2 protein-coding genes are annotated in these 3804 nt (G+C 54.3%); both read right to left on the reverse strand.

Annotated features, from left to right (window positions below; all coding sequences use genetic code 11):
* Positions 1 to 50: 50 nt before the first annotated feature.
* A complete protein-coding gene (locus Q0256_RS03840; RefSeq protein ID WP_297960191.1) occupies positions 51 to 683 on the reverse strand; it encodes a tetratricopeptide repeat protein in 633 nt (210 codons plus the stop codon).
* A gap of 38 nt (positions 684 to 721) precedes the next feature.
* Positions 722 to 3355 (reverse strand): hypothetical protein, encoded by a 2634-nt coding sequence (locus Q0256_RS03845; RefSeq protein ID WP_297960193.1) that lies wholly within the window; start codon positions 3353 to 3355, stop codon positions 722 to 724.
* Positions 3356 to 3804: the final 449 nt, after the last annotated feature.

Below are 3804 nucleotides of genomic sequence, written 5' to 3' on the forward strand. Positions count from 1 at the left end.
CCGTAGCCACGGCGAGCGCGAGGGTCTGCTTCAAAGCATAGATTTGCGGGCTATTTAAGCCTTTCGTAGCTTTCGCATGAGCTTTGCCATGCCCTTTCATGCTCCGCTACCGAGCTCATAAATCTATCCTTGCCGCCTAGCTCGCAGGCCTTTTTGTAGTACTCTACGGCTTTAACATTATCGCTGCCCTCGTAAAGACGCGCTAAATTTAAGCACGCAGCCCAGCTGTCCACGATATCCATATCGCAACCGCGCACATAGTAACCTATGCCCTTTATAACGTCTTTGCGCACGCCTCTGCCTCCCATATACGCAGAGCCTGCGTTACTGCAGCCTATCGCGTGCCCGTCATCGCAGGCTTTGTCAAACAGCTCCGCCGCCTTTGCCTCATCGCGCGGCATCCCCTCTCCGCTTTGATACAAAATGCCTAAATTTACGCACGACTCCGCATCGCCGCCTTTGCAAGCTTTGACGTATAACGGCGCAGCCTTTAGCAGATCTTGCGACACGCCCCAGCCATAATTATAAATCTGCGCCAACGCCCCGCACAACTTCATATCGCCCTTATCGCAGGATTTTGTAGCCCTGCTTATATCGTCTGCAGTGATTTCAAAATTTTCGGCTAGCGCGAAATTTGCGGAAAGCGCCGCAGCGAATGCTAGAATTAAAATTTTATTTTTCATTTTAGTCCTTTTTGATTTTTTAAGATCGCCCGCCAAGCCTAAGGCGCGGATTTATCGCCGGGGCGAAGATTTATCGTCGCACGCTCTTTGCTTTTTAGAGCCTCGTAAATTTCATCGACGCCGCTTAGGTTTTGATCCAAAACCTCTCTCGCCTTTTTTAGAGTGCGTGCGCCAAAAATCCCATCCTGCTTGGCTCCGATGCTTTTTTGGATATATAAAATTTTATCCTTTTGCATCGTAGCAGAATCCTTAGTCGCCCCGGAAGCGGAATTTAAAGCAGGGCTTTCAGAGCCGCTAGAGCTTACGCTCGTAGAATTTTCGTCTGCAGAATTTACGCCATCACTCGCGGAAGTGGAATTTTCGTCCTCAAAAAATGTAGGCATCCACCCTCGCAGCAGCCATGCTGCGCCCGTTTTCGGCACATAGCCCGTATTTGCCGCGCCTCCGTAGATTGCGCTAGCTAAAACGGCGCAGAGCAGAGCTTTACAAAAGCTAGCAAACGCCGCGCCACCCCTGCCGCAGCGATACTCTCGCGGAATTTTACGAGCTTTTACAGCGCACCGCACTACGCTTGCCAGCCACAGCGCCACACCGCCTAACAGCCCCGCAGCAGCGATTGCCACGCCACATGCAAGTGCCCAAAAATAATGCTCCGCAAAGATCATCTCGAAGCAGCCCTCGCACGCCAGCGCAGCCGCCGCGATGAGCGCGCCTCCGCCTATGCACCACACCGCGCGGTCATATCGCGGACTTAGCACGCCAAGAGCCCTAGCCATCGCGCTGCCCAAATCACGAGCGCATTGCTGCGAAATAAAGCCCTCGCAAACGCGCATAATCGCCGCGGCAAAACTCTGCGCGCAATCCTCGCGCAACGAACGCGGGAAAAAGAATTTCTTTAATCGCGCAAAGGGCGAAATTTTAGAATTTGACGCGGCAGGGCTTTGCGTATTCGCGCGATTTTTAAATTTTGCAGCGGCGAGGTTTTTGGAATTTGCAGAATTTATCGCAGCGGAGTCTATGGAATTTGTGGAATTTTCAGCGCCCAAGGCGCTTAAATCTCGGTAATCTCGCTCGCCGCGTAATTCGCAAAGATCCTCCGCGGCGCGATCAGAAGTGCCACCTAAGCCCTCTTGCGAGCCGGCGAAATTAGATCCATTCTGCGCGAGAGCTTCGCTTCCTTGCTGCCTAGCCTCAAAATCGCCGGCAGAATTCTCTCCCGAAAGATCCGCCCCTGCAAATTTTATGCCGCCGCTCACTCCTCCTGCGAACCTGCCTTGCTCTCCGCGCAACCTCGAGCGATTATCTTCCGCGCCCATAGAATTTGCCGAAGCGCTCGCGAATTTCATGCCTGCAAATTTTACGCTCGCGCCGCCCTTGAGATTTTCTTTGCGCGAAGCGTCTTTTGCAAGGCTCAAAGCGTCGCGATCAGCCGCACTGCGGGCAGAATTTGCAAAGTTAAAATGTCCATCCGCGCCGCGTAACTGCTCAAGATTTAGCGTCTCGCCGCGCAGCTTAGCACTAGCTAGGCGCATCGCCGCATCCAGCACAGGCTTTGCGCGAAATAGCGCAAAAAGGCTTTGCGCATCGTCCCGCCCTAGTCTAGCGGGCGCACCACGTGCCGCCGCAAGCTCCGACGCAAAAACTTCGTCCAAAAAGTTAGGTCTTACGAATGTCGCACCACCAAAGCATGCCGCATCGTAAGCCTTGCCGCAGACGGCAAAACTCAAGCGCAAAAAATCATCCTCCGCGCTAAATACCGCTTCGCAGCCGCCCTGCACCGCTCGCAGCGAGCTTAGACGAAACAAAAGTCTGCGCGCCGCAAAACCTACGCCCTTGCTGCATAAAAACTCCAGCAGCTCGCGCCCGAAAACCTGCGAGCTAGCGCCTATGCTGACGCTCGGGCGGGCATAAACGGATACTTTGCCGGTGCGAGTGAAATACCCGCGCCCATCGCAGTGCTCGCAGCGAAAATCGCCTGTACCGCCGCACTTTTCGCAGCGCAGCCTGCCCGCACCGCCGCAAATGGGACAAATGCGCGAGCCGCTACCGCCGCAGCTAGCGCAGGGAATGAAGCGATAGCCCATAGAATTTGACGCAGAGCCTGCAGAATCGCCTCCAGAAAGGCGGCGCGCATGAGCGTCCGTAGAGCTTAATGCCGCATGGCTATAGCCACCAGCACCCTTGCAATCGGGGCAGATCAAGCGCCCGCGCCCGCCGCAGTTAGCGCACGGCGCCTTGCCTGCGCCTTCGCAGGCTTTGCAGCGCCTCCTGCCCGATCCGCCGCAATGCTCGCAACGCAGCTGAACGCTAAAGGGCTTAAAATCGTGGAATTTTATGATTTGATCCGCATTCGTAGCGGCTTTTTGGGGGTCTGCACGCAGGCGTAGCATAAAGGTCTCGCTTAGCTCCACATCAGTGCTTGCCGCGCGTAGGCACTCGCGCGCATGAGCCTCGAACTGCGCGATATCTGCGAAATGCAGCTGCGCGCGCTCGCCGCCACTTATCTGCGAGACGCTAAACTTGCCGGCAAAGTCATAACGCACGCCAAGCCTCACGCTAAATCCGTAAAACTCGCGATCAAGCTCACGCAGATCGGCGCCACCGCTACGCGCTAGGGCTTTGATCCTAGCGACAAACGCCTCTGCAAGCTCCTCTTTATCCAGCTTGTCCATGATCGCTCCTTTCTTGCGGACGCGCCGCATAAATTTTAAAATTCCTTTATTGAAATCCTGCGAATTTTAGCATTTCATATAATTATACCGCGAAAGGGAATTTTAAAATTCCAAAATCTCACGCAGGATGGAATTTAGCGCCATTGCGCGCCGTAAAATCTCGCTGCAAATCAAAGCTCTAAAATAGAGCTCGACGCGAAATCTCGCACTGCGACGGCGACGCGCGTAACTGATCGCAACAAATACGGCGCGAACGGATCGCAAAACGGAGCCGCCAGGCATGCGGTGCGCGAGCGGTAGCAGCGGGCATGCAAGACTTTAATTCCGCAGCAGCGCATAATTTGGCTCGCGAAGATGCGCGATACGGCATAACGCACAGCAAATTCCACGCCTGCATAAATTTTAAATTTCACAGCTAGCTCGTACGCACGGCGTGCAATTTAAAATTT

Source organism: uncultured Campylobacter sp. (genome assembly GCF_937949835.1).
Lineage (GTDB): Bacteria > Campylobacterota > Campylobacteria > Campylobacterales > Campylobacteraceae > Campylobacter_B.